The organism is Lacisediminihabitans profunda (assembly GCF_008040105.1).
In the GTDB taxonomy this organism is placed as follows: Bacteria; Actinomycetota; Actinomycetes; order Actinomycetales; family Microbacteriaceae; genus Lacisediminihabitans; species Lacisediminihabitans profunda.
Genome location: NZ_VRMG01000015.1, coordinates 153,001 through 176,161, shown reverse-complemented (window position 1 = coordinate 176,161; position 23,161 = coordinate 153,001). Strand labels below are relative to the sequence as shown.

Here is a 23,161-nt window from a genome sequence, read left to right as displayed (position 1 = left end):
TCACGAGAGGCGGACGAAATGGTCGTGTTTGACGGTGTTGTATTCGAGCACCACATGACAGACGTCGGGGGAGTACGGCTGCATTCGGTCATCGGCGGTGTCGGCCAGCCGGTATTCCTCCTTCATGGCTTTCCGCAGACGTGGCGAGAGTGGCGCCATGTCATGGGGCCGCTCGCGCAGCACCACACCGTGATCGCCGTGGACCTCAAAGGCAGCGGCGACTCGGACAAGCCGGTCGACGGATACAGCAAACTCGCCATGGCTCGAGAACTCGACACTCTGCGTCGAGAGCTCGGCTATGGCGAGGTATCGGTCGTCGGTCATGACATTGGAGGAATGACGGCCTTCGCCTGGGCGGCATCGGCACCGGCCTCGGTACAGCGAGTGGCGATCATCGATGTGCCGATCCCCGGGGCGAGCTTCTGGGATACAGCCCTCGTCGACCCGAAGCTGTGGCACTTCGCGTTTCATCAGCATCGAAATCTTCCAGAGCAGCTCATTCAAGGGCGAGAGTTCCTGTACATCGACTCTTTCGTTCGCGAGCGCATCTACAACCAGGGGGGCATTACTACCGAGGATGTAGCCGTCTTCGCCGAGGCGATGGCTCGACCCGGTGCCATCAGAGGGATGCTGGAATGGTACCGGGCATTTCCGCGCGACGCCGACGACAACCGTGAATTCGCGCGCACCCCGCTTGAGCTACCGGTCCTCGCGATTGGCGGGGACCAGCGGTGGGGATCGCGGATGGTCGGTATTCTGCAGGAATTCGCCGTAAATGTAACCGGCGGCTCCATTGCGAACTGCGGGCACTGGGTTCCCGAGGAGCGTCCTCAGGAACTGTTGGACCTGCTCGTTCCATTTCTGAATGGCGGAAGCGATACCAGCCGCGGGTTACCCCTGTCCCCCGGGTTCGCTGGTGCAGGACCGTCGGTCTGATGAGGGCATCCATCGCCACGGTGAGCCTCTCCGGCTCATTGGAGGAGAAGCTCGGGGCCGCGGCAGCTGCCGGATTCGACGGCGTCGAGATCTTCGACAATGATCTCATCGCGAGTCCCCTGAGTCCGCGGGGCGTGGGGCGTTTCGCCAGGGACCTTGGCATGGCCGTAGAGCTCTATCAGCCTTTCCGCGACTTCGAGGGAGTGCTCGAATCCCAGTTCGAAGCCAACCTTCGCCGGGCTGCTGCAAAGCTGGATGTCGCCGCACAGCTCGGCGCACCGCTGATGCTGCTGTGCTCGAACGTAGCGACGGCGGTGATCGATGACGATGACCTGCTGGCGGAGCAGTTGAGGGTCCTTGGCGACCTCGCCCAGGAGAGGGGGGTCAAGATCGCCTACGAAGCGCTCGCCTGGGGGCGCTTCGTGTCGACGTACGACCATGCGTGGTCGATCGTTCGCCAGGCGGACCACCCCGCGGTCGGCCTGTGTCTTGACAGCTTCCACATGCTGTCTCGGCGATCATCGCTCGAGCTGATCGAGGAGATCCCCGGTGAGAAGATTTTCTTCGCCCAGGTCGCGGATGCCCCCCTGATCCAGCTGGATCCGCTGTCCTGGAGTCGCCACTATCGCCTGTTTCCCGGGCAGGGTGATTTCGACCTCGTCGGGTGGACCGCCGCGATCGCCAAAACCGGATACGCCGGTCCGATGTCGATCGAGGTCTTCAACGACGTATTCAGGCAGACGGATCCACGACTGACTGCGATCGACGGCCTCCGTTCGCTTCGCTATCTCGAAGACATCACCGCGACCACAGTCGGCTTTCGAGACGGCGCAGTCAGTCCCTCGTTGACGCGTCTGACGCACAGTGGTCCCGCGGAGGATTTCGATTACATCCGGGTCGCGGTACCCGAGCGGCACGACCTGGACGGCACTTTCCTCGCGTTGGGATTCGTTCATCGCGGTGCATCCGGCAACGGCGACGATCTGTGGTCGCAGGGGGATGTGCGGCTCATTATCACGACGAGTGGGTCGGACGACACCGCACCTGTCGGGATCGTGGGGATCGGGTTTCACCTGGTCGACGTCGAGGCGGCATCGCGGAGGGCAGGCGAGCTACTCGCTCACGACGTCGCACCCGATCCGAGTCCGTCGAGCCACGTGCTGCGGGCCCCGGGATCGGTGCGAGTCGGGTTGAGTCCCGCACCGGTCGCGAACGAGCCGGACTGGATCGGACGCTTCTCGGGTGCAACCGAACCCGAGCCGGCGAGGTCTCGAGCAATAGACCATGTGGATCACATCGCGCTCCCTCAGAACTGGCGCACGTTCGACGAAGCGGTTCTCTTCTATCGGTCGATCCTTGGGCTGGTCGCACAACCGAGCGAGGACGTGGCCGACGAGCGCGGCCTCGTTCGCAGTCAGGTGCTCGCCAATGGGGCCGGCACGGTTCGGGTCGTGCTCAACGTGCTCCCCACGAGCGTCGTCGAGTCCGTGGCCGGAGGAGGCGCGCGATCTCCGGGGCACATCGCGCTCGGGTCGAGAGACATCTTCTCGACCGTGCGTTCCCTTGACCTCAACGGGGTGCCGATGCTGCAGCTGCCGACTAACTATTACGACGACTTGATCGGCCGATTCGATCTGTCGCCCGAATACGTCCAGACGCTCAAGGCGTTGAACATCATGTATGACCGGAATTCCGATGGCGAGTTCCTGCAGGCGTACACCGAGACGCGCGACAACGTGTTCTTCGAGATAGTGCAGAGGCTGGGCGACTACCTCGCATTCGGAGCCAGCAATTCGCCCGTGCGACGTGCGGCTCAGCTCCGCTCGGAGCACTCCTGACTGGTCCAGGATGCGCCGGAGCAGCGTCCCCATCGTCTGAGTTGGTGAGACTTGATACGTGGCGGCGGGCGTCGCTCTCGTGCCGAGCACGCTCGATCACGCCACGGCGTTTGAGCGCGCGACCATGTCCGCGTTCGTCGACCGGTTGACGTTGAACTCGGCACCTAGTTCACCTTGGCTGGCAGAACACGCTCTCTTTCGCCCGGTGGTCTTGGCCCGCATGGTCATGGCCATTCAGAACGCCTGGGAGAACGCACCCGGCAGGGCCGGTGCCGACGACCAGGTCGTCGAGCTCGTCGGGGAAGGGCAGCCGGGCCAATGTGCGTCAGGCGCAGCAGGAAGTATCGCTGGATCGCCAACGGCGTAGCCGTCGAGGCAGAGTTGCACGTAGGCTCCTCGCCGCATCAAACCTCATTTCTGCGAGACGCCAGCGACCGGAGCCAAGGAAATAAGGGGAAACGGCGGGAGCCAATCGAGCGCTCCCGCCGATCGGTTCGGCAACTAGGCTGAGGCCTCTTGTAGCGCAGCAGCGACTGCTGCCGGCTGGGTGAAGAGGCTCTCGTGACTGCCAACCGTGGCTACGATCCTGACGTTCCGGAGGCGGTCGGGGAAGCGGGGCGTCCAGCCGTACTCACCCGGCGGCAGAGCGAGGTCATCTGGCGACGTGACGTAACTGGCCGGGACGCCCTTATCTTCGAGGCCATCGAGATCGAGGCTGTCCGTGAAGTAGCGGTAGGGCTGGGGCAATAGCCCCGCGTGGGCGATTCGCTGCGCTTCCTCGCCGGCATCTTGCATGAGCGCCTCCTGCCAGAGTTCATAAGGCAAGCTCACCGAGTTGTTGCCGGAGGCCTCTGCGAGCTCGTCGAATAGTGTCACGTATTCCGGCGGCACGATGTCGTTGAGCGATTCGCCGGTGAGTGGTACGTGGGCGTTTAAATAGACGCGGCGGGCGATCGCGCGTCCGAGCTTCATGGTCACGCCCGAGACGAGGAAGCCGCCCCAGCTATGTCCAACCAGGATCACTTCTGAGAGGCCTTTGCTGGTGATGTAGTCAGCGACGAAGTCGACGCACTCTTGAAGGGTGAGTGTCGACGGGTCATCGTGTTCGCCCAGGCCGGGGAGGATCGGGGCGTACACCTCATGTCCTGCTGTCCGAAGTTCGGACGCGACCGCGTGCCACGCCCAACCGCCGTGCCAGGCGCCGTTTATCAATACGAAGGTCTGCGGCATTTCTCTCTCCATCCGCGGCCACGTCCTTATGGCGCGCAGGCAAAACCCTAGGCCGGTGTCGTTGCCACGCACATCATGTCTTCTTGCCCAGCGGTAACGTGCTCGATTGTCTCGGTTCCCTGGCTTTATGCTGCCGCAAGGGGCGGCCCGGAGATTCGATAACGTTCGAAGCGCTTCTCGAGTGCATCGTCGTGATCTCCGCGTGTCCGCCGGGATTTCATCCCGATAAACGGCGGTTGCGCCGACCGCGGTAACGCTCGCACTCACGCGGGCCAGTTCGCCGCCTGAAGGGCCGTGACCGTGTGGGCGTGAGTCGCTAGTTGTACTGTCCTGGATCGCCCCGGGGTTGGTGGAGGGCGGGTTCTCCCTGTCGCGGTTGCGGCTGGGCGGTGTTTTCACCCAGGACAGGGTCGCGAGTTCGAGCTCGTCGATGGTGCGGAATGGTGCGTCGGATTGAGGTGTACTGGGATCCCGCGTCGCTGTGGTGCGCGACCCCGGCGGTGGCTTCTCCGGTCGTGGTTCGCCAACCGACGATGCGGCGGCCGAAGACGTCGGCGACGAAGGCGGCGGATCCCAGGCATCCCCTGCCGGCGCATCAGCCGCTCGACGGTGCAGCGGGCCACGTCGATGCCGTCACGCTTCAGCAACCGCCAAATCTTCCGGTCCAGGCCGAGGACCATCTTGATTCTTGTCTACAGTTTGAGGGCGCCCGGAATGCTCCCGCCCTCCGCGGCCCGCTGTGGTGGCTCGACGAGCCGCCACAGGCAACGAGACGGTCTACAACGGCTTTCCACGGAGGTAACGGGTGGCGGTCACCGCGACGATCAAGGCCAACCCATTGAACGCTGGCTCCACCCAGGAGGGCAGTCCCAGCAGGTTCAATCCAGCGACTCCCGTCGCAATCGTCAAGACCGCGAAGATCGTTCCCCACACATTGAATTGGCCCACACGGAACGAGGTCGCACCGAGAAACGCGGCGGCGAAGGCGGGCAGCAGCTGGCCGGGGCCGACGGCCGGGTTCCCGCTTCCGAGTTGACTTGCCAGCAGTACACCGGAGATCCCGCACAAGACTCCCGCCAGCGTGAACGTGACAACCGTGACCCGGTCTGTGTTGATTCCCGAGAGCTTGGCCGCATCCCGGCTTCCGCCGACAGCGGCCATCCAGCGACCGAACGGTGTGCGCTGCAGAAGCAACCACACGACCAGGGCGATAACGGCTACGTAGATGATCGGTCCGGGGATGCCCAATGGGGCAAAGGCCGCGATCGAGAGGAGCGACGGCGGAACGCCCGCATAAATGGTGTTGCCTCCCGAGTATGCGAGAACTGCGGCGGAGAGCAACGCCGCCATCCCGATCGTCGCGATGAACGAGTTGATCTTCAGTTTCGCGACCAGGATGCCGTTGATCAGGCCTACCAGCGTCGTGGCGAGAATCGCGCAAATCAGTGCGACGGGAAGAGGCAACGTCCCATTCGCGGCAAGGCCGGGGAAGAGTAGCGCCGAAAGCCCCATCTGCGCACCGAGCGAAAGGTCGAACTCGCCGATGACCAACGTCATCATGGCCGCCAGCGCGAGCACGGCGAGAACGGATTGTGTACTGAGGACCGTCCTCAAATTCGTAACTGTCGCGAAGGTCTGGGGAGCCAGAACCGAGAAGATGACGATGAGGATGATGAGCAGGACCGGCAATCCGAATCGAGATGCCGAGACGGCGATCGCTCGGTTCGATTGGATCGCCGCGCCCGCCGGCGCCGGGCCGGAAGCTACCTGTGGCTTATCCGTTACGTGCTGAGTCATTACCGGTCTCCTTCATCGAATTCGGTCGTAAGCATGCTGTGTGTATCGGCTATGCCGAACGTCGCTCGCGACATGGCCGCCGAAGTCACCTGCGCGCCCACCAACTCCTCCGCGACGTGCCCATCTCTGATCACGAGTACTCGATCGCATAACTCGGCAAGGTTGTCGAAGTCACTGTCGATCATGAGTAGTGCCGTTCCTTGCTCTGAAGCCGAGCGGAGCGAGCGGTAGATATCCGCTTTCGCTCCGATGTCCACGCCCTGCACGGGTTCGTCGAGGATGAGCAGCTTCGGATTCACCTCCAGCCACTTGGCGAGCACCACTTTCTGCTGGTTCCCTCCCGACATGGTGCCGATCACCGTATTCGGGTCGGTCGGACGGATATCGAACTCCAGGATGGAGTCCCTGACCTTCCTTTTCTCACGCCGTAGGTCGAGGAATCCGGACGTGAGCGTGGGCGGGTGGACTAGGGTCATGTTCTCGGTCACCGTCATCGACATGACGCATCCGTCCCGACGCCGGTCCTCCGGCACGAGGCCGACACCGGCTTCGACAGCGGCCGACACCGATCCGGCGGGGAGGGTTGTGTCGGCGACCTGAACCGTCCCCGACCGCCGCTCCTGGGCTCCGAAGATCAGGCGAGCTAGCTCGCTGCGTCCGCTGCCGCCGAGACCTGCTACGCCGACGATCTCACCGGCACGAACGGTCAAAGACAGATCCTTAATCCGGATTCCCGAGACGTTCGAGACGCGTAGTACATCGGGCAGGGCGGCCGAGGAGGGACGAGATGTCGCGGCCGATGACGATGTTGTCGGCGGCTTCTGCCCGATGATGATCTCCACCAGGGCGCGCTTATCGAGCGCGGCGATGTCGTACGATCCCGTCTTCACCCCATTTCTCAGAACGGTCGCGCGGTCAGCGATCCGGAAGATCTCATCGAGCCGGTGGGAGACGTACACGATGCCTACTCCCTGCGCCTTGACCCGATCGAGAGCGGCGAACAGGATGTCCGCGTCGTTATCAGGCAGCGAAGCCGTCGGTTCGTCGAGTATCAGACAAGCCAGCTCGGAGGAGTTAGGGCCGGTGCGCGTCTGCAGAGCGCGGGCGATGGCGAGAAGCGTGCGCATGGTCACGGGCACATCGCGAATCAGTTCATCCGGCCGCACCGCGAGGTCGAAGATATCGATCGCCTGCTCGGCGAGTGAGCGTTGCTTCCGCCAGCTGATGAGGCCGCCTCGTGTGGTGAAACCTACTCCCAACGCCAGATTTTCGGCGACAGTCATGTCGGGGATGAGGCCGAGGTCCTGGTGAACGAAGGCCAGGCCCAGTTGCCGGGCTCCGCTCGGCGGGAATCCGGGCCGGGTGGGCTTTCCCGCGATAGAGATCTCAGCACCGTGATCGGGCCGATAGACCCCGGCAAGGCATTTGATGAGGGTTGACTTGCCGCTACCGTTTTGGCCGAGCAGCGCATGGACCTCTCCGGGGAACACATCGAAAGAGACGCCGTCCAGCACTCGGACGCCAGTGAACGTCTTACTCAAACCTGACACCTGCAGTGCTGAACGGGCCTCGTTGTTCATCGCGGCTAGCCGTTCCAGATCTTCTTGAAGGCGGCGCGGAAGTCCACGTCTCCGTCCCATGTGCCGTCTTTCGCTTCTGCGATGTTGGACTTGTCGAAGAGGCGGATCGGCACCGTGACGTCGATCGGCTTTCCCTTGCTGAACTGGCGATTGAAGTTGTCGATGATCCCGTACGCCGCCCACTCCCAGGAGATGGCCACAGTGGCCTTCTGGTATCCGCCGCTGGCGATGAGCTTCTCGCTTGCCCCGTCACCCTGCGAGCCGACGAGGAAGGAACCACTCGAGGTCAGTCCGGCTTGAGTAAGCCCACTGATGATCGGCGGTGCCGCGACGTCGAAGCCGGCCCAAAATGCATTGAAGCCGGGATGTGCCTGGGCGAGCGACGCAGCCTGCGCCGGAAGAGTCGTGAATGTGTTGGCGTACTGGAAATTCTGGTTCGCCAATACTCGGCAGTCCGCTCCGGCACTCGTGCAGTCCGCGACGAACTTGTCGAAGCCGTTCTGGCGGAACTTGAGGTTGGTCAGCGATGTGTCGTTCATCGCCAGGAACTTGGGATGTCCCTTCGTGTACTGATAGGCGTACTCGGCGCTCACCCGTCCCAAGTCCGTCAGGACCTGCTCAGACGGGGCGACCGAGAGGAACTTCGACTTCGTGTCGGCATCGTCTTGCCCCCAACAGGCGATGCACGAGACCGGGATGCCAGCTGCCTTTGCAGCGGCCAGACCACTTCCGATGTTCTGCGGGTCGAGGCCGACGAGGACGATTCCATCGACCTTTGTGGTGACCGCCTGCAGCAGCTTCTCGTTTGCCTCAGTTGCGGAAACGTGAGTGTCGTAGATCGTGGCCTTCCAACCTATCGCCGTGCTCGCCTCCACGACGGTATTGGACGCGCGCTTCGCAGACGCGTCGGCCAAAGTGACGGGCAAGACCGCGATCGTCTTCCCCGAAACGGCTGCCGGGCCGGACGCGGGGGCCGGTGCGAGATTCGGCTTGGACAACTCGGTGATGTCGGCACCGATCTTCGCAGTGAATTCCGCAGCGCTCTTGCTGTCCGCTGGCTTGCTCGCGGCAGGGGTCCCTGCGGTGGTAGCGCAGCCGCTAAGTGCGACCATCGAGAGCGCAACCAACGCCAGTGCACCAATGGCTTTAGGCATGGACTTGGATCTGAACATCGTTGTTCCTTGTCTGTCGTGATTTGTGGTGACACAGCGTCAGGCTGGCGTCACATCCTCGGGACACTAGGCGCCTCGGGATCGGACTGATCGATCGAGGTTCCGCCGGGCGAAATAGAATTGGTGGTATCGGAGCGAAGGCAGTGGCGTTCAGTGAGGCCGGTGTCGGAATGGGGAATCGGCGGGGTGGACGACCGACGCGGCTCGCACATCGCGCGGGATCCCCGACACCTTATGGCGGGTGCCACCCGCAGCGGTAGGAAGCGTTGGGGCATTCTGATGTCCCATCTTGCTTTGGCAACGTTCATCCGCGGTCTTGTTCTATGGGACGAAGCGTTGCCGCACCGTCCAGACCCTGCAGCCGGTGACTTTCGAAACGCAGCTCGAGAGCCTCGTCGAGGCATCCGCGGATCCGGAGAGTCTCATTCCGATTAGCGCGGTGAGCTGACAGCATTTGGTCTCGACGTCACTCAGGGCCAGTTCGCCGCGCGAAGCGCGGTAACCGTGGCGGAGAACAGACGATCGGCGGCGTCGCGCGGGTCGGCGCGGAAGAGTTCATCGGACCAGACCTCGGTCGACAGCCGACCCGCGAAACCGATGTCCTCGAGGCGGCGGAGGATGGCGACTGATTGCTCGCCCGGGAGCAGTCGACGGTGACGAGCCTCCTCGCGCGCATCCGGTTCCGCCTCGGCCGCGGCATCGCAGAGCTGAATGGCATAGAGGCGTTCATGGGGGATGAGGGCTAGGGGCTCCTCCCACCCGTTCGTCCGCTGAAAGTGCCAGTTGTCGAGTACCAAGCCGCAGTTGTCCCGAGCGGTGGCCTGAACGATGCCCCAGGCATCGCTGAGCGTCGGGACGTTACTGAACGGCATGAATTCGAGCCCGACTCGGGCGCCGAACTCCGCTGCGGCATCGCATAGTCGGCTTAGCGCACGGACCCGATGATCGACATCGGCGGGCACGAATTGCACAGCGGTGATGTGGGAACATCCAAGCGCGCGCGCTGCATGCAAGATCGTTGCGGTGTCTTCGAGGGACGAGGCGTCGCCGCTCAGCCAATCCCACGGTCCCTCGATCTCGGCGAGGCGCAGCCCGGTGTCCGCGAGCAGAGCCCGCATCGCGGCATCCGTGAAACCGTCGTCCTGAGCCTGTCGGTATTGCGCGAGGGAGAGGCCGATAGAGTCGAATCCGGCTGCCGATGCCACGCGCACGCGCTCGTCGAATCCAACCTGGAGCAGGTTCATCGCGCAGAGAGTCACTTCATAGCTCACGGTTCCCTGTCCTCTCAGCGGCGTTCTTCGAGCACGCTATGCCGGGAGCCAGCGGAGGCCGCACGGACCATCTCGCCCGGCGGTAACCCCATCGATGTCCAGAGGCGCATGCGTTCTACCCTTCGAAGAGAGACGGGTAGTCCGCCCGTCGCGAAGACATAGAGAGCAGGCTTACATGGACGCGGGTTCCAGCGGCGACTTCCAGCATCACATGACGGATGTTGGGAACGGGGTGCAGCTGCACTCGGTCATCGGGGGATCGGGTCGTCCTCTCTTTCTTCTGCACGGTTTTCCGCAGACCTGGCAGGGGTGGCGCCACGTGATGGACCCGCTCGCCGAGCGCTTCACCGTCATCGCCGTCGATCTGAAGGGTGCCGGGCAGTCCACTAAGCCCGCAACGGGCTACGAGAAGGTGACGATGGCGGGCGAGCTCGACGCGTTACGGCGAGAGCTGGGCTTCGACACCGTATCCGTCGTCGGACATGACTTCGGGGGGATGGTCGCGTACGCGTGGGCCGCGAGCTTCCGGGAGTCCGTGGACCGTCTCACCGTCATCGACGTTCTCCTGCCGGGCGCTCGCGAATGGGAGACGGCGTTGCTGAGTCGACCCATGTGGCACTTCAGCTTCCATCAGGAGCCAGACCTGCCGGAGTTGCTCATCGCCGGCCGGGAGACCGCGTACGTCGAGACAATGATCCGGGAGCGGATGTACAACCAGGGGGCGATGACCGCCGATGACTTAGCGATGTGGGCCGCGGCGTTGGCCCAGCCCGGCGCGACCCGCGGAACCCTCGGCTGGTATCGTGCGCTGCCGCAGGATGTGATCGACAACCGACGGTTCGCGCTCGACCCGCTGCGCATTCCGGTGCTCGGGGTTGGCGGCGACCGACGCTGGGGCGATCGGATCGGGGCTGTGCTGTCGGAGTTCGCGGAGGACGTCACTGCTCATTCCATCCGTGACTGTGGTCACTGGGTTGCCGAGGAGCGCCCGAGTGAACTGCTGGACGTACTGCTTCCGTTCTTGGAAGCCTGATGCCGATTGACACCCCCTCCCGCCGACTCGTAATCACGGGAGGCTCGAGCGGCCTCGGCGCAGAGGTCGTGACCCGTGCCTTATTCAAGGGATGGGAGGTGACGGTCATCGATCGCAATCCAAGCGAAAAGGCTCCCACCGTACTGGCCGACCTCTCGGATACAGCCGCGGCCTTCGCGGCCGGTGAGGAAGCGATTGGGGATGGTCGCGCGATCGACGCGCTCGTACTGTGCGCCGGAATCAATATCCCGGGCATGTTCGAGGAGCAGGACATCGAAACCTGGAGTAAGCCCATCGCGGTGAACCTGCTCGGCAACGCGGCCGTCGCCAGAGCGGGCATCTCGGCGTTGAAGGCGGCGAAGGGCCGGCTCGTCGGCATCGGCTCCACCGCCGGGCGGCGCATCACGCCGGGGATGTCGGCATATGGGGTTTCGAAGCACGCGTTCCGTGCGATGTTCCACGCCCTCTCGCTCGAGCTCAACGGCGTGATACCGATTTCGCTTGTCAACCCTGGCACCATGGACACCAACTTCTTCGACGGACGCCCAGAACGATTCACACCGTCGATGGACAGGATGGCTCCCGGGAACGTCGCCGACACCGTCATGTTCTGCCTGGAGCAGCCCAGTTCCGTCGTCATCCGCGAGTTGTACGTCACCGATGTCACGGTTCACGACTGGCCGTAACGCGTCCGGAGCACCCGAGAGACAGAAGCAGCGTGGACTCCAGCGGTCCAGCTGCCGCGCTGGACTCGAGTACTACCGCGAGAACTTCAGCGACACGGGTCGCGGGGTCGCTACTCGCCGAGGAGAGCGCCGCATCCTGGTGCCGTTGCTGACGGTCGACGCGAGCGCTGGCGTCCGCGGCCTGTTGTACGACAGGCTTAGGCTGCGTGCCCACGACATCCGCGGCGTGATCCTGGAATGCGGCCACTACGCGCCGGAGGAGCGCCCGCTCGAACTCGCGAAAGCACTCCTCAGCTTCTGGTCGCGGTGGTCAAAGCGGCCTGCTTGATCAGCGCGCGGGAGGGGATTCCGGCGCGATGGCGAGGCTCTGGATGCTCTCCACCGTTGCTCGCTGTTCGCCGTGCGGTTTGGCTTGCTGGATGAGCGCGTAAACGTGGCTTCGCAGCAACACGACGACATCCGCACGTTAGGCGCCCGACGACATGGGCAAGACAGCGGTTTTCGCTGGGCGAGAAGAGATCAGTCGAACTGTGCCGCGAGCTGCGTCGTCGGCGACCGGCGCCACGCGGCGGGCAGCGCTGTCATGCGTCGTCCGATGCCGAGCGCTGCCGTACGTAGCGCCGGTGCGAGGGCGGTGATATTCATCGATGACCTGCCGACGATCGCCAGAGCGGCGATGAGACTGCCGTCGTTCGCGAGCACGGGAGCCGCGACGGCGCACACCCCGAAAGTGAGTTCTTCCCGAGAGTAGGCGAGTTGCTCGGCCCGTATCTGCTGGATAGCCTCAGCGAGCAGGTGAGACTCTGTGATGGTGAACCGGGTATACGAGGTAAGTCCGGCGGCGAGCGTACTGCTCAACAACTGGGGTTCGGAGTAAGCGAGCACGATCTTGCCGACAGCGGTGACGTGAAGCGGGAGGTTTCCGCCGACCCGAGTTTCAGTCCCCACCGAGCGATGACCCGAAATCGCGTCGACGTAGACCACCCGGTTTCCCTCTCTCACGGCGAGCTGCACATTCTCGTGAGTCGCCTCGTAGAGATCCTGCATGTACGGAAGGGCGACCGTGCGCAGGCCTTGCTGGGTCGGTGCTAGAGACCCGATCTCCCAAATTCGCATTCCGATGCGGTAGCGGCCCGTCTCAGTTTTCTCGAGGGCTCCCCAAGTCACGAGTTCCGTCGTGAGGCGGTGGGCCGTTGGTATGGGCAGCCCGCTGTTCTGCGAGAGTTCGGAGAGGGACAGTGATCGCGCTGCCGGGGAGAACGCCCCCAGAATAGCCAGCACCCGGCTCGTGGTCGTGCGACCCGGCTCTGCCGAATTCCCGCTCATGGTGCCTCCGGTCGTCGTCTGCAGCGCCCTGCTGCGCCGCTCGTAGCTTATAGCGTTTCCATTCAAATACCGCTGGGCGAAAACTTGGGGACCCGAACGCGGGACTCTGCGGCCAAGCTGCAGGCGCGCAGTACCGGTCAAAGCAACGCGCACGAAAGGTAAAATCGCCATGTTAACGAACGACGTTTCTGCCGACACCGCCAGCGGCAACCGACGCGACGCCGCCGAGGTAGCGCGTGCTCGTCGCGAGATCCGCGACACCGTAGAAAGCTGGGCGGTGTGGCGGGATGCCGGCGACTGGGAACGCTTCGCGACGGTTTGGCACGACGACGGATACATGACCGCGACCTGGTTTCAGGGCGCGTACACCGAGTTCATCCGCGTCAGCCGCGAGGGCTTCGAGGCCGGGGTGCGCATCCTGCACTTCCTCGGTGGATGCTCGATCGATGTCGTCGGGGATCGGGCCATCGCCCAGACCAAGATGACGATCAGCCAGCGTGCGGAGATCGACGGGGTCGGTGTAGACGTGCTGTGCACGGGCCGGTTCTACGATTTCTTCGAGTGCCGCGCGGGGCAGTGGCGCATCGTTCGCCGCCAACCCATCTACGAGAAGGACCAGTTGTTTGTTATTGACCCCTCGGCGACGCTCGCGCTCGATCCCGATTTACTGGACTCTTTGCCGACGGGCTACCGCCATCTGGGATACCTCCAGGTCAAGCAGGGATTCACTGTCAAGAACCACCTGCCCGGCCTCGTGGGAGACGCCGTCGACGAGCTCTACCGCGCGGGTGCCGCGTGGCTCGGTGGTGCGCCTTCGGCGGGCATCCCCCTGCACTGATCGCCCAGCGAGAACCGGCGGTTCGCCTGGCGACTCGCCGGTTCTCGCGCGTCAGTCGAGCTCGTCGGCCAGCACGATGTCGAATAGCACCGAGGTCCAGGTCGTAGTAGTGATGAGCCGACCATCGGGGGTCGGCTCGGTGACGGCGTGCCGGACGAAGTCCTTGATCAGCGAATCCTTGACGCCGAAGACGCTGTCCCTCTCCAGGTAGTCACTGCCCGCAACGAAGATGTGCGTGATCAGAGCGCGCTTGCCCGGCGCGGAGACCATGAAGTGCAGGTGCGGGGCTCGTACCGGTGAGCGCCCCGCCGCCTCGAGAAGTCGGCCGACCGGGCCGTCGTGGGGAATCGGATACGGCGTCGGCGTGAGACCCCAGAACCGATAGTCACCCTTCTCATCCGAGGTGAGCCAGGCGCGGCCAGCGGTGCGTTCGTCGGAGTACTGCACGTCGTACAGCCCGTTCTCGTCGGCCTCCCACACTTCGATGCGAGCACCGACGATAGGTTCGCCGTCGAGATCGCGTACCGAACCGTGCACCCAGCTGGGCTCGCCCGCGGCGCCGAAAGCGATGTCCCCGCCATTCTCGATACGCGGCGCATCGTCGGCGAAGAACGGGCCGAACACCGTCGCCTCCGTCACGTCACCCTGACGTTCGTTGTTCACGGCTATCGTCTGCATCGACACGCCCAGCACGTCGGAAAGCAGGACGAACTCTTGGCGCCGGTCGTCGGTGATGTGCCCGACCTCGGTGAGAAACGTGATCGCTGCGTCCCACTCCTTCTCGGTGAGCCGCACCTCGCGAACGAGGGCGTGGGAGTGCCGCACGACCGCCTGCAGGATCTGCCGCAGTCGGGCATTCGATGTGCCATCAAAGGAGCGGACGACCTCGTCGATGAGCTCGAGTTCCGATCGTGTCTGGAGGTCGGGGGCCGAACCCCCGGAAGCGGTGTTCATCGTGCGTTCCTTTCGAGTTCTTCCGCGTCGCCGCCCTGCCACGCGAGATCGAGGAGTTCGATGAGCAGGTCGCGCGTCAGTCGACGCGGGTTCGAGGGCGGAGCTTCGCCGAGGATAATGTCCGCTGCCGCCGCGTGATCGAAGACGGGTCCGATGTCGCGCAGCGCGCGGGGGGCGTCCAGTGCCGCGCCGAGCGCGATCAGGCCGCCGAGAGCGGTGCCCGTGCCGAGCACGTCGGCGATCCGACGCGTCGTGTCGGGCACGAGTGGACCATTGAGCGCCAGCACGTAGGGCAGCACAACTGCGTGGGTGGGAGCGTGGGGGTAACCGAAGGTGCCGCCAAGCACGTGGCAGATCTTGTGGTGAAGTCCGGAGCCGGCGGAGGCGAACGCGGCACCCGCAAGATACGTGCCCGTCGTGGCCTCCATGCGATCCGCGTCAGCGGCGTCGCCCGCAACAATTGCGCGGAGTCCGGTGTTGAGCGCTCGGAGCGCTTCGAGGGCGAGAGCACCGTTGATCGGATCGGCGGACGGTGCCCACAGAGTGTCGATCGCATGCGCGACCGAGTTCATCCCCGAGGCCGCGATCATGAACGCGGGCAGAGTCGCGGTGAGTGTGGTGTCGTACACGACGGTGCGGGGGAGCACGCGAAGATCGTGCCCCGTCTTTTTGTGGCCGTCCTCAGTGATGCCCCAGACATCCGTAGCCTCGGAGCCGGCGAAGGTGGTCGGCACCGCGATGATTGGGATGCCGTGAGACAGAGCAATGATCTTGGCGAGCCCGATGGATGACCCTCCGCCGACCGCGACGATTCCATCGGCGGCCGACTCGGTCGCCGTCTCGCGGGCTCGCGTGGCGAGGTCCGCGGGTACGTGCTGCTCGATGGACGTGAGCCACGCGACCGGATGCAGAGCCGCATCGATCTCGGCGGCCGGCCCGTCCGGGCGGTTCTCGCCGATCAGCAGCACCCTACCGAGAGACAGTCGGGCCACTTCATCGAGGAGATCGCCGACAATCGTTCCCGTCCCGACGACGACGCGCTGTGCAAGCGTGTTGTGTGCGAACCGTTCCATGTCAGTTCCTCTCCCAGCCCCTAGTCTGCGCACCGGACTGTTATCGACGCCGCCGCTGTTCTCGCCCGGCGAGAACTCGGTGGGTGCGCGGACGAGCGACTAGCCAGAGTAGCCCCATGACCGTTTTTGACCTCGTTGGCTCCCTCACGCTTGGCGCCATTACGTTCCGTGACCGCAGCTTTCCGAACGTCGTCAGTGCGGCCAGGGCGGCGGGCTTTGACCGCATTGGGGTTACAGTCGGGCAGTGTGTCGCCGCGCTCGAGCGCGGGATCTCGCTCGACGAGCTCCGGCTCCGTCTCTCGGATGCGGGACTGAGCATCGGGGAGCTCGAGCTCATCCGGCTCGGCGACGACAGCCACGTGCGGCACATCAATTCCCTTGTCGAGGACCTGGCGCTCGCCCTCGAACCCGACCGAGTCCACGTCGCCGCGTGGAACGTAGAGCACTCAATGGTCCGGGATACCTTCGCCAGCGTATGCGAGCGGCTCCCGCACCTGCCGATCGCGTTCGAGTTCATGCCATACAACGCGATTCCCAGCTTCGCCGCTTCACTCGACCTCGTACATTCAGTAGGAGCACCAAATGCTTCGATCGTGCTTGATATCCTGCACTTCTTCCGAGCCGGCACATCGTTCGATGCGCTCACCGCTGAGGCCTTGAGCCGAGTCGCGGTCGTGCAGCTTTCCGATGTAGTCGATCGCGGATCGAATCACAAGGAAGAGGCGCGCTATCAGCGCACGTATCCGGGGCGTGGGACTCTGGATTCGCTCGGATTCCTCCGCGCGCTGCACGCCGCGGCGGCATCACCCCTTCCGTTCTCGCTCGAACCAATCTCCAACGCGCTCGAAACGCTTCCGCTTGCGATCGTGGCGGACGAGGCAATGGTCAGCACCAAGAGGCTGCTTCGCGAGGCTCTCGGGGCTTGAGCGACACGGTCCGCAATCTCGGGCGGTCGTTCGCTAATTAGCGTCTCAGGGGTGTGCATTGTGACGGCCCTGATGAGTTCGCTAGCCGATGCGGGAGCCTCTTAGAGGCTAATGAAGCCACGCACTCTGTGTCCCACTGCGATCGATTCACCCGACATAGACGCAATTGGGGAAATGAGAAACGCAACAAGGTCGGCGATCTGCGTCGGTGACGACTCGCCACCTTTGCCATTCTCAACTAACGCAGATGGGTCTTCCGCAACTGTTCCCGGGTTGACGGTCATCACATCGATGCCAGTCTCCGCTAGTTCATCTGCCAGGTTCTTTGCGGCAATGATCAGCGCGGCGTTCCGGACTGATCCGGCGATATTTCCAGTAACGAAGGCATTTTGCCCGCTGATGCCCACGATGCGACCGTAGTTTGCCTTGCGCATCACCGGCACGACGGCCTTTGCTACTCGAAGGAACGCCATCGCTTTGGCATCAAATGCTTCAGCGACTTGGGCAGGATCGCCGTTACGCGTGGGATCCAATGTCTGGGCGCTCGGCGCGGCAGTGATTACTGCCGCGTCCAAGCGGCCGTAGTCCTTGAGCGTTCGTTCGACAGCTGCTGCAACAGATTTCTCGTCCCGAGCATCCATCATGATTCCCTCAGTACCATGGCGCGAAGCGACGACCACAGTCGCGCCCTCCTCACGTGCGCGACTAACGATCGCAGAGCCAATGAATCCAGTTCCCCCGACAACGAGGACGACACGATCGCGAAGCTGAAGGTCCATGCCCCTACGCTACAGATGCTGATTGCCGCCACAACCGGAGGAGTCTCGAAAGGACCGACGGCCGTCGATGGCTGCTACAGCCAGCGCTCGGCGAGGTGATGCGAGGTCGAGGTTCGACGGGTGCTCCTCATCGGAGGCGCCGCCCAGAACGTCGCAGTCCAGACTGTCCTGCGCGAGATGGTCGACATGCCAGTGGGTGTGCCTGCTATCGATGGGTACGTCAGACGAGGCGCAGGAATGCAGGCCGCTGCGGCTGCCCTGGGCGCATTCCCGGAGTGGCCCAGTGAATTAGCCGAACTTCCGGCGATGCAACTCGCGCCGCAGATCGCGAGGCAGCACTCCGAAGCCAAGCTCGCGCTCGGGTACTAGACCGGCTCCGATCGAGGCCCGTCGTCAAAGGTCGGTTGCGCTGAACGGGAAGTTGCGGCAGCAGGGCTCCGCCGGGAAGTGCCGGCCGCGAAGCGGGTTCAGTCCTCGGGAATCGAGCGGCCGAAGGCTTCGAGCGTTATCGCCTCGGGCTCGGGGCCGCCTCGGTGTCCGGTGTCTAAGGCGTCTATCGCGGAACGTTCCTCCGGAGACAGTTCGAAGTCGAACACGTCGATGTTCTCGGCGATGCGTGCCGGCTTCGTCGACTTGGGGATGACCGAGCGGCCTTCCTGGATGTGCCAGCGGAGCATGACTTGGGCCGGCGACTTCTTGTGCTTTGCTGCGATCTCACCAATGGTCGGGTCGTCGAGCGTGTTGCCGTGGCCGCTGTCCCGGTAGAAGGTGATTCCGCCGATCGGGGACCATGCCTGGGTGAGGATGCCGCGCTCGGCGTCTGCGGCCTGCACGTTCGGTTGCTGGAAGTAGGGGTGGAGTTCGATCTGGTTGACGGCCGGGATGACGGTGGCGGTCTCCATGAGCTGGTCCAGGTGGTCGACCATGAAATTGCTCACCCCGATCGCGCGGACCTTTCCCTCGGCGAGGAGGGTTTCGAGGGCACGGTAGGCCTCGCGGGTCTTGTCGAATTCGCTGGGGAGGACCTGGTGGAGAATCAGAAGGTCGATCTGCTCGACACCGAGTTTGCGTGCGCTCTTGTCGAACGCGTGCAGCGTCTCGGCGTAGCCGTAGTCGCTGATCCACACCTTCGTCTCGATGAACACCTCGGCCCGGTCGATGCCGGATTCCGCGATCGCTTCGCCGACCTGGCGTTCGTTGCCGTACGCCGCCGCGGTGTCGATGTGCCGGTACCCGGCGGCGAGTGCGGCGCCCACGGCGTCCCGGGTCTCGTCTGGCGGCGTTTGGAAGACGCCGAACCCGAGCTGGGGAATCCGGATGCCGTTATTGAGGGTGAAGGTGTCCATGTCGGTTGTCCTTTCAGTGCCGCTCAACTCAGCGCGGGTCAACGCGCAGGGTGGTGCTGGTGGCGGTCGCGCTGGTGATGGCGCGGACGGGGCTGCCGTTTCCGTATTTGGCTCGGTAGGCGGCGTCGATTTCCGCGTCCTTCGAGTCGTCGCTGGTGAAGGTGACGTCCTTCGAAATACCGCCGGACTCGATGTGTCCTTCGCCGAGTTCCTGGGTGCCGCGGTACCAGGCGGCTCCCGGTCCGTTGACAGAACGCACGTAGATGTCGTCGCCGACTCGAACCTGCCAGATGATGACAAGTGTGCGGAGCGTGCCGTCGGCGCGGCGTCCCGCGATGCGTAGTTCGCCCGCTTTACCGATCCGGGAGAGTTCGTCGGCTGTCCAGCCGCTCATGCTGACGGGTATTCGTCGTCGGTGAGGTGGGCACCCCAGGTGGTCTCCCCGCCTTCGGGGATGCCCTCCCACATCGCCAGGTGAGACATGAAATGGTCGGGTGTCGCACCGTGCCAATGCTCTTCCCCCGGCGGGGTATAGATGGTCTGGCCGGGGAGGATCTTCACGACCTCTCCTCCGCGGGACTGGACGTATCCGACGCCCTCGGTGACGTGCAGGGTCTGCCCGAGAGCGTGTGAGTGCCAGGCGGTGTGCGCCCCGGGGGAGAAGTGCACGATGTTGACTTTCATGCGCGATGGGTCGGCCTGCGGCGGGGCGACGACGTCGAACCAGACGTCGCCGGCGAACATGGCTGCCGGGCCCTTGGAGGTGGCGGGCAGGGTGATGATCTCCATGCGGAGTTCTCCTTCAGGTGGGGAGCGGTTGTCTAGTTGTTGTGGGGGATGGCGGGGTCGGTCGTCGGCGCTTCGACGGCGTCGAGAGTGGCGGCCCAGCTTGCGAGAAGGCGCAGGCCGTCCGCCGAGGGCGTGTTCGGTTCGGCCGTGTAGGCGAGGAAGGTGAGGCCGGGGTCTGAGCTCAGTTCCATCGCTTCGTAGGAGAGCTCGAGGTCGCCGACTTGCGGGTGATGCAGCCGTTTGACCCCGGTGCGATGGAACCGCACGTTGTGCGCCGCCCAGCGAGTGCGGAAGGTCTCGCTGCGGGTCGACAGTTCGCCGATCAGGTCGGACAGGTCCCGGTCGTAGGGGTTCACGCCCGCCTCGGATCGAAGCATGGCCACGATGTCGTCTGCCGCGCGTTCCCAGTCCGGGAAGAACGCTTTCGAGCGCTCGTTGAGGAAGACGAACCTCGCGTTGTTGGCCGGCCGCACGGGGTCGGTGAAGATCTCGCTGTACAGCGCGAACCCGAGACGGTTGGCCGCAAGGAAATCGTGGCGAGCATTGCGCACCCAGGCCGGGGCCTCGGTCATGGCATCGAGCATCCGCTGAACGCTGGGCCGCACGCCGAGCGGACTCGATCGGCGTCGCTTCGTCGGCGACGCGCTCGCTGCTCGGGCGAGGTCGAAGAGGTGTGAGGTCTCCGCTTCGTCGAGGTGAAGCGCGCGGGCGACGGAGCCGAGCACGGCGTCCGACACCCCACGGAGGTTCCCACGTTCGAGGCGGTTGTAATAGTCCACGCTCATTCCTGCGAGCATGGCGACCTCTTCGCGGCGGAGACCCTTCACCCGTCGATTGCCGCCATAGGCGGGTAAACCCGCTTGATCCGGGGTGATCTTCGCTCGTCTGGAGGAGAGGAACTCCTTGACGTCGTCCTGGTTGGTCATGACTACGACGTTAGGCCGCCGTCTCGCGCTGTGGGAGGTACTGGCATTACACGTAATGGCAGTCACTCCCGCGGTGTGCGCATCAGGGATGGGATGGAACTCGAGAACATCAGTGAAAGGAACGCCCGTGAGAGCCACCTACATTTACGGAGCCGGAGACATCCGTGTCGAGGATGCGCCGGACCCGAGAATCCTCCGACCCACCGACGCGATAGTCCGGGTGACGCGCGCGTGCATCTGCGGCAGCGACCTGCACCCCTACCACTCCATGCCTGCGTCCGACCAGGGCGCCACCATCGGCCACGAGTTCATCGGGGTGATCGAGGAGACCGGCGCCGACGTCGCGACCCTCAAGGTCGGCGACTTCGTCATCGCACCTTTCGCCTGGTCGGACGGCACCTGCCCGTTCTGCCGCGAGGGACTGCAGACCTCCTGCGAGCACGGCGGTTTCTGGAACATGCCGCGCCTGCAGGTCGGGGGCGCGCAGGCCGAAGCCGTTCGCGTCCCGCTCGCTGACGGCACCCTCGTGAAGGTACCCGGCCCCGTCTCGCCCGATCTCTATCCGTCGCTCCTCAGCCTTTCGGACGTCTACGGAACGGGGTGGCACGCCGCGGTCCGCGCCGGCATCACCGACGGCAGCACCGTCACGGTGATCGGCGATGGCGCCGTCGGACTGCTCGCCGTGCTCTCGGCCAGTCAGCTGGGTGCCGAGCAGATCATCCTCATGGGCCGTCACCAGTCCCGCACGGACCTCGGCCGCAAGTTCGGTGCCACGGATGTCGTGGCCGAGCGCGGTGAGGAGGGCATCGAGAGAGTCCGAGAGCTGACCGGCGGGTACGGCACCCGCGCCGTTCTCGAGGCGGTCGGACACATGCCCGCCTATGAGCAGGCCCTCGGCGTCGTCCGTCCGGGCGGAGTCATCAGCCGGGTCGGCGTGCCGCAATACGAGAGTGCCCCGGTCGGATTCGGCAGCTTGTTCGGCAAGAACGTCACCCTCACCGGCGGCCCCGCGCCGGTTCGTGCCTACATCGAGCACCTACTGCCCGCGGTGCTCGACGGCACCGTGAATCCCGGCGAGGTGTTCGACCGGACGGTGGACCTCGAACACACCCCAGACGGATACCGGGCGATGGACGAGCGCTCCGCGCTCAAGGTGATGGTCACCCCGTGAGCACCCCCGGGACAACCGTGCGGCACAAGGGCGCGATCCTCGCGATCATTCTCGTCAGCTACTTCATGATCCTGCTCGACAACTCCGTCATCTTCACTGCGCTGCCCAGCCTTCAGGCGGACCTGCACCTGTCAGCAACCGAACTGGCCTGGGTGCAGGATGCCTACACCCTCGTGTTCGGAGGGTTGCTGCTGCTGGGCGCGCGGGCGGGCGACCTGATCGGCCGCAAACGCGTGTTCATCGTCGGGCTGATCATCTTCGCCTCCGCCTCCCTGTCCATCGCGCTCGCCCCATCGGCGGGATGGCTGATCGCCTCCCGCGCGGTGCAGGGCATCGGCGCCGCGATCGTGGCCCCTTCCGCCCTTTCGTTGCTCACGGCGAGCTTCGAAGGACGGGAACGAGCACGGGCCGTCGCCTGGTACGCGGCGATGGCGGGAATCGGGGCGAGCCTCGGCCTCGTCATCGGCGGCGCTCTGGCGTCGTGGATCTCCTGGCGTGCCGGGTTCTTCGTCAACGTTCCGATCGGCATCGCGATGATCGCCCTGGCTCCCCGGTACCTCCCGCGAATCCCGGCGCATCCCGGGAGGCTCGACATCGCCGGTGCGATCCTCTCCACTCTGGGCGTCGGGGGACTGGTGTTCGCCACGCTCAACGGCTCGGAGAATGGCTGGACGTCGGTCCCCACGCTGATCGCCCTCGGTGGCGCTGTCGTCGCCCTGGTGCTCCTGGTCATCGTCGAATCGCGTGCGGTGCAGCCGATCGTGCCGCTGAGGCTGTTCGCGAGTCGTGAGCGCACCGGCGCTTTCCTCACGCGTTTCTTCTACCTCGCGGCCATGATCGGATTCTTCTTCTTCACCTCGCAGTTCCTGCAGAGAGTGCTCGGATTCACCGCGCTGCAGGCAGGGCTGGCGTTCCTGCCGATGACCATCGTGAACTTCGCCGTCGCCATGCTGGTCCCGCGGATCATCGGGCGCGCCGGTGCCGTGCCGGTGCTCGTCGCGGGAGTCGCTCTCACCCTGGCCGGCATGATCTGGCTGAGTCGCGTCGACCCCGACAGCAGCTACCTGCTCGGGGTCGCCCTGCCCATGGTGCTGATCGGCGGTGGGCAGGGCCTCGCGTTCGCACCCATGACCTCCGCCGGGATCGCCGGCACCTCGCCTGCTGACGCGGGTGCCGCATCTGGGCTCGTCAACACCTTCCACCAGGTCGGATCATCGCTCGGACTCGGCATCCTTGTGGCCACCGCATCCGCTGCGGGAGCCGCTGTCGACCACGCGTCTGCTCAGGCACGGCTTGCGACCGAAGTGTCGGCAGCCCTCACCGCCGGCAGCGTCCTGCTCGCACTTGCCCTGGCCGCCACCCTGGCGCTCATCGCGCCAGCCGCACGCTCGGCCCGCGCGCGAGTACGGCAATCCAACGCTGCCGCGACCGTTCCCGCCATGTAGAAGGAGCCCACAATGACCGAACCCTCCGCCATCCAGAGGGTCGTC

General features: G+C 64.5%; 25 protein-coding genes and 1 pseudogene. 12 read left to right on the top strand and 14 right to left on the bottom strand.

Annotated elements, in window-relative coordinates; genetic code table 11:
• Positions 1 to 18 precede the first annotated feature (18 nt).
• From FVP33_RS18025 to FVP33_RS18015, 3 genes are read left to right on the top strand one after another with little or no spacing between them, the layout of a single operon-like run.
• Positions 19 to 936, top strand: a complete 918-nt coding sequence (locus FVP33_RS18025; RefSeq protein ID WP_147785078.1) for an alpha/beta fold hydrolase — start codon at positions 19 to 21, stop codon at positions 934 to 936.
• Complete coding sequence (locus tag FVP33_RS18020) at positions 936 to 2,774, top strand: sugar phosphate isomerase/epimerase and 4-hydroxyphenylpyruvate domain-containing protein (RefSeq protein ID WP_147785077.1); 1,839 nt, start codon at positions 936 to 938, stop codon at positions 2,772 to 2,774. The genes FVP33_RS18025 and FVP33_RS18020 overlap by 1 nt, the downstream gene beginning before the upstream one ends.
• A gap of 58 nt (positions 2,775 to 2,832) precedes the next feature.
• Complete coding sequence (locus FVP33_RS18015; protein ID WP_147785076.1) at positions 2,833 to 3,141, top strand: hypothetical protein; 309 nt, start codon at positions 2,833 to 2,835, stop codon at positions 3,139 to 3,141.
• 134 nt (positions 3,142 to 3,275) lie between these two features.
• On the opposite strand, the gene FVP33_RS18010 is transcribed toward FVP33_RS18015, so the two are convergent.
• The 5 genes and pseudogenes from FVP33_RS18010 to FVP33_RS17995 form a co-directional block, all read right to left on the bottom strand.
• Positions 3,276 to 4,004, bottom strand: a complete 729-nt coding sequence (locus tag FVP33_RS18010; RefSeq protein WP_147785075.1) for an alpha/beta hydrolase — start codon at positions 4,002 to 4,004, stop codon at positions 3,276 to 3,278.
• 442 nt (positions 4,005 to 4,446) lie between these two features.
• Positions 4,447 to 4,666, bottom strand: a pseudogene (locus FVP33_RS19810) (IS3 family transposase); the annotation flags it as partial.
• Between the two features lie 115 nt (positions 4,667 to 4,781).
• Positions 4,782 to 5,801 carry an ABC transporter permease gene (locus FVP33_RS18005; RefSeq protein WP_147785074.1) on the bottom strand — a complete coding sequence of 340 codons (1,020 nt, stop codon included), beginning with the start codon at positions 5,799 to 5,801 and terminating at the stop codon, positions 4,782 to 4,784.
• Entirely contained in the window at positions 5,801 to 7,381 is a 1,581-nt protein-coding gene (locus FVP33_RS18000) for a sugar ABC transporter ATP-binding protein (protein WP_187270798.1), read from the bottom strand. The genes FVP33_RS18005 and FVP33_RS18000 overlap by 1 nt, the downstream gene beginning before the upstream one ends.
• 5 nt (positions 7,382 to 7,386) lie before the next feature.
• Positions 7,387 to 8,256: a sugar ABC transporter substrate-binding protein gene (locus FVP33_RS17995; protein WP_246142409.1), complete on the bottom strand. Its 870-nt coding sequence runs from the start codon at positions 8,254 to 8,256 to the stop codon at positions 7,387 to 7,389.
• Here FVP33_RS17995 and FVP33_RS20035 point away from each other — a divergent pair.
• Positions 8,243 to 8,575, top strand: a complete 333-nt coding sequence (locus FVP33_RS20035) for a hypothetical protein (protein WP_246142408.1) — start codon at positions 8,243 to 8,245, stop codon at positions 8,573 to 8,575. The genes FVP33_RS17995 and FVP33_RS20035 overlap by 14 nt on opposite strands.
• Positions 8,576 to 9,023: 448 nt before the next feature.
• On the opposite strand, the gene FVP33_RS17990 is transcribed toward FVP33_RS20035, so the two are convergent.
• Complete coding sequence (locus FVP33_RS17990) at positions 9,024 to 9,824, bottom strand: sugar phosphate isomerase/epimerase family protein (RefSeq protein WP_147785071.1); 801 nt, start codon at positions 9,822 to 9,824, stop codon at positions 9,024 to 9,026.
• A 175-nt stretch (positions 9,825 to 9,999) separates the two neighbouring features.
• Between FVP33_RS17990 and FVP33_RS17985 the strand changes: the two genes are divergently transcribed.
• Genes FVP33_RS17985 through FVP33_RS17975 form a run of 3 tightly spaced genes read left to right on the top strand, consistent with a single transcriptional unit; the run spans position 10,000 to position 11,871 of the window.
• Complete coding sequence (locus tag FVP33_RS17985; protein WP_147785070.1) at positions 10,000 to 10,857, top strand: alpha/beta fold hydrolase; 858 nt, start codon at positions 10,000 to 10,002, stop codon at positions 10,855 to 10,857.
• Positions 10,857 to 11,543 carry an SDR family oxidoreductase gene (locus FVP33_RS17980; RefSeq protein ID WP_147785069.1) on the top strand — a complete coding sequence of 229 codons (687 nt, stop codon included), beginning with the start codon at positions 10,857 to 10,859 and terminating at the stop codon, positions 11,541 to 11,543. Before FVP33_RS17985 ends, FVP33_RS17980 begins: the two co-directional genes overlap by 1 nt.
• Entirely contained in the window at positions 11,518 to 11,871 is a 354-nt protein-coding gene (locus tag FVP33_RS17975) for a hypothetical protein (protein WP_147785068.1), read from the top strand. The genes FVP33_RS17980 and FVP33_RS17975 overlap by 26 nt, the downstream gene beginning before the upstream one ends.
• A gap of 191 nt (positions 11,872 to 12,062) precedes the next feature.
• On the opposite strand, the gene FVP33_RS17970 is transcribed toward FVP33_RS17975, so the two are convergent.
• Entirely contained in the window at positions 12,063 to 12,869 is an 807-nt protein-coding gene (locus FVP33_RS17970; protein WP_147785067.1) for an IclR family transcriptional regulator, read from the bottom strand.
• A gap of 169 nt (positions 12,870 to 13,038) precedes the next feature.
• Between FVP33_RS17970 and FVP33_RS17965 the strand changes: the two genes are divergently transcribed.
• The gene (locus FVP33_RS17965; RefSeq protein ID WP_147785066.1) at positions 13,039 to 13,707 is read left to right on the top strand and encodes a nuclear transport factor 2 family protein; all 669 of its coding nucleotides are present in this window, start codon (positions 13,039 to 13,041) and stop codon (positions 13,705 to 13,707) included.
• A 51-nt stretch (positions 13,708 to 13,758) separates the two neighbouring features.
• Here FVP33_RS17965 and FVP33_RS17960 read toward each other — a convergent pair whose 3' ends face one another.
• Positions 13,759 to 14,661 carry a dioxygenase family protein gene (locus FVP33_RS17960; RefSeq protein ID WP_147785065.1) on the bottom strand — a complete coding sequence of 301 codons (903 nt, stop codon included), beginning with the start codon at positions 14,659 to 14,661 and terminating at the stop codon, positions 13,759 to 13,761.
• Positions 14,658 to 15,734, bottom strand: coding sequence for a maleylacetate reductase (locus tag FVP33_RS17955; RefSeq protein WP_147785064.1), 1,077 nt, complete (start codon positions 15,732 to 15,734; stop codon positions 14,658 to 14,660). Before FVP33_RS17955 ends, FVP33_RS17960 begins: the two co-directional genes overlap by 4 nt.
• 116 nt (positions 15,735 to 15,850) lie before the next feature.
• Between FVP33_RS17955 and FVP33_RS17950 the strand changes: the two genes are divergently transcribed.
• On the top strand, positions 15,851 to 16,660 hold the full coding sequence (locus FVP33_RS17950) for a sugar phosphate isomerase/epimerase family protein (RefSeq protein ID WP_147785063.1): 810 nt from the start codon (positions 15,851 to 15,853) through the stop codon (positions 16,658 to 16,660).
• Between the two features lie 101 nt (positions 16,661 to 16,761).
• On the opposite strand, the gene FVP33_RS17945 is transcribed toward FVP33_RS17950, so the two are convergent.
• Complete coding sequence (locus FVP33_RS17945; RefSeq protein WP_147785062.1) at positions 16,762 to 17,439, bottom strand: SDR family NAD(P)-dependent oxidoreductase; 678 nt, start codon at positions 17,437 to 17,439, stop codon at positions 16,762 to 16,764.
• Positions 17,440 to 17,559: 120 nt separating this feature from the next.
• On the opposite strand from FVP33_RS17945, the gene FVP33_RS17940 reads away from it, so the two are divergent.
• The gene (locus tag FVP33_RS17940) at positions 17,560 to 17,808 is read left to right on the top strand and encodes a hypothetical protein (protein ID WP_147785061.1); all 249 of its coding nucleotides are present in this window, start codon (positions 17,560 to 17,562) and stop codon (positions 17,806 to 17,808) included.
• Between the two features lie 98 nt (positions 17,809 to 17,906).
• Here FVP33_RS17940 and FVP33_RS17935 read toward each other — a convergent pair whose 3' ends face one another.
• Genes FVP33_RS17935 through FVP33_RS17920 form a run of 4 tightly spaced genes read right to left on the bottom strand, consistent with a single transcriptional unit; the run spans position 17,907 to position 20,500 of the window.
• Entirely contained in the window at positions 17,907 to 18,785 is an 879-nt protein-coding gene (locus FVP33_RS17935; protein WP_147785060.1) for an aldo/keto reductase, read from the bottom strand.
• 28 nt (positions 18,786 to 18,813) lie between these two features.
• Positions 18,814 to 19,179 carry a DUF2255 family protein gene (locus tag FVP33_RS17930; RefSeq protein WP_147785059.1) on the bottom strand — a complete coding sequence of 122 codons (366 nt, stop codon included), beginning with the start codon at positions 19,177 to 19,179 and terminating at the stop codon, positions 18,814 to 18,816.
• Positions 19,176 to 19,574 carry a (R)-mandelonitrile lyase gene (locus FVP33_RS17925; protein WP_147785058.1) on the bottom strand — a complete coding sequence of 133 codons (399 nt, stop codon included), beginning with the start codon at positions 19,572 to 19,574 and terminating at the stop codon, positions 19,176 to 19,178. The genes FVP33_RS17930 and FVP33_RS17925 overlap by 4 nt, the downstream gene beginning before the upstream one ends.
• A gap of 32 nt (positions 19,575 to 19,606) precedes the next feature.
• Positions 19,607 to 20,500: a helix-turn-helix domain-containing protein gene (locus tag FVP33_RS17920; protein ID WP_147785057.1), complete on the bottom strand. Its 894-nt coding sequence runs from the start codon at positions 20,498 to 20,500 to the stop codon at positions 19,607 to 19,609.
• Between the two features lie 127 nt (positions 20,501 to 20,627).
• Between FVP33_RS17920 and FVP33_RS17915 the strand changes: the two genes are divergently transcribed.
• Both FVP33_RS17915 and FVP33_RS17910 read left to right on the top strand, forming a co-directional pair.
• Positions 20,628 to 21,671: a zinc-dependent alcohol dehydrogenase family protein gene (locus FVP33_RS17915; RefSeq protein WP_147785056.1), complete on the top strand. Its 1,044-nt coding sequence runs from the start codon at positions 20,628 to 20,630 to the stop codon at positions 21,669 to 21,671.
• Positions 21,668 to 23,116 (top strand): MFS transporter, encoded by a 1,449-nt coding sequence (locus FVP33_RS17910; RefSeq protein WP_246142407.1) that lies wholly within the window; start codon positions 21,668 to 21,670, stop codon positions 23,114 to 23,116. Before FVP33_RS17915 ends, FVP33_RS17910 begins: the two co-directional genes overlap by 4 nt.
• Positions 23,117 to 23,161: the final 45 nt, after the last annotated feature.